The organism is Shimia sp. R11_0, assembly GCF_017744035.1.
In the GTDB taxonomy this organism is placed as follows: domain Bacteria; phylum Pseudomonadota; class Alphaproteobacteria; order Rhodobacterales; family Rhodobacteraceae; genus Shimia; species Shimia marina.
Genome location: NZ_JAGHQY010000024.1, coordinates 1 through 1,648, shown reverse-complemented (window position 1 = coordinate 1,648; position 1,648 = coordinate 1). Strand labels below are relative to the sequence as shown.

General features: G+C 60.3%; 2 protein-coding genes. Both read right to left on the bottom strand.

Going from position 1 to position 1,648, the window contains the following annotated elements; all coding sequences use genetic code 11:
- A partial coding sequence (locus J7382_RS19830; RefSeq protein WP_209070715.1) for an FAD-binding protein occupies positions 1-884 on the bottom strand: 884 nt, incomplete at its 3' end.
- Complete coding sequence (locus tag J7382_RS19825) at positions 884-1,642, bottom strand: electron transfer flavoprotein subunit beta/FixA family protein (RefSeq protein ID WP_209070716.1); 759 nt, start codon at positions 1,640-1,642, stop codon at positions 884-886. The genes J7382_RS19830 and J7382_RS19825, both read right to left, overlap by 1 nt.
- Between the last annotated feature and the right edge of the window lie 6 nt (positions 1,643-1,648).

Sequence of the window (1,648 nt, the reverse complement as noted above, 5' to 3'; positions counted from 1 at the left end):
GCCACCAGACCGTAGTCGGCCACCTGGAAGATGGGCGCTTCTTCGTCTTTGTTGATCGCAACGATGATCTTGGAGTCTTTCATGCCCGCAAGGTGCTGAATGGCGCCGGAGATCCCTGCTGCGATGTAAAGCTCAGGAGCCACAACCTTACCGGTCTGACCCACCTGCCAGTCGTTTGGTGCGTAACCGGAGTCTACCGCAGCGCGCGAGGCCCCAACAGCGGCACCCAGCTTGTCGGCCAGCGCTTCGATGATTTTGAAGTCTTCCTCAGAGCCAACACCGCGGCCACCGGAGACAACCACACCAGCGGAGGTCAGCTCAGGACGGTCACTCTCGGCAACCTTGTCCTCAACCCACTCAGACAGGCCCGGGTTTTCAGCTGCGCCCGCGGTTTCAACGGAGGCTGCGCCGCCTTCGCCTGCCGCGTCAAAGCTTGCGGTCCGGAAGGTGATGACCTTCTTGGCGTCAGACGATTTCACGGTCTGGATCGCGTTGCCCGCATAGATCGGGCGCTCAAAGGTGTCGCCGTCCACAACGCCGGTCACATCCGACAGCACCATCACGTCCAACAGCGCCGCCACACGTGGCAGGATGTTTTTGGCGTCGGTGGTGGCGGGCGCTACGATGTGGCTGTAGTCGCCTGCGAGCGAAACGATCAGCGCGGCAGTTGGCTCGGCCAGGCGGTGGCCAAGGGACGCATCCTCAGCAACCAGAACCTTGGCAACACCATCGATTTTCGCGGCAGCTTCGCCCGCGGCCGCGGCGGATGCGCCTGCGGCCAGAACGGTTACATCACCCAGCGCTTTGGCTGCGGTGACAGCTTTGGCGGTAGCGTCCAGCGCCAATTCGCCATTGGTTACTTCTGCGAGAAGAAGAACAGCCATTACACAGCCCCCGCTTCTTTGAGTTTCTCAACCAGCTCATCCACGGAGCCGACCATGATGCCTGCGGCACGCTCAGAAGGCTCAGAGGTTTTCACGATTTCCAGACGCGAGGAGGTGTCGACGCCGTAGTCGGCAGCGGTTTTCTCATCCAGCGGCTTTTTCTTTGCCTTCATGATGTTTGGCAGAGACGCATAGCGCGGCTCGTTCAGACGCAGGTCGACCGAGATGATGGTTGGGGTGTTGACTTTGATGGTCTGTAGACCGCCGTCCACCTCGCGGGTCACCACGGCTTTGTCGCCGTCGATGTCCACTTCAGAAGCGAAGGTCGCCTGGGACCAGCCCAGAAGCGCAGACAGCATCTGACCGGTGGCGTTCATGTCGTTGTCGATCGCCTGTTTGCCGCAGAGCACGAGGCCCGGCTGCTCTTCTTCGACAACTTTGGCCAGGATCTTGGCCACGGCCAGCGGCTCGATGTCCTGATGCACATCTTCTGCGGCCACAACCAGAATGGCGCGGTCCGCGCCCATCGCCAGCGCGGTGCGCAGCGTTTCCTGGGCTTGTTTCACACCGATGGAGACCGCGACGATTTCGTCGGCCTTACCGGCTTCTTTCAAACGGATGGCCTCTTCGACTGCAATCTCATCGAATGGGTTCATCGACATTTTGACGTTCGCGAGATCGACACCGGTCCCGTCCGCTTTCACACGAACTTTCACGTTGTAGTCAATCACGCGCTTGACAGGTACTAGTACCTTCATGGGCGT

Excerpts from the sequence above, each read along its gene's own strand:
- J7382_RS19825 (WP_209070716.1), bottom strand. The coding sequence starts at position 1,642 with ATGAAGGTACTAGTACCTGTCAAGCGCGTGATTGACTACAACGTGAAA.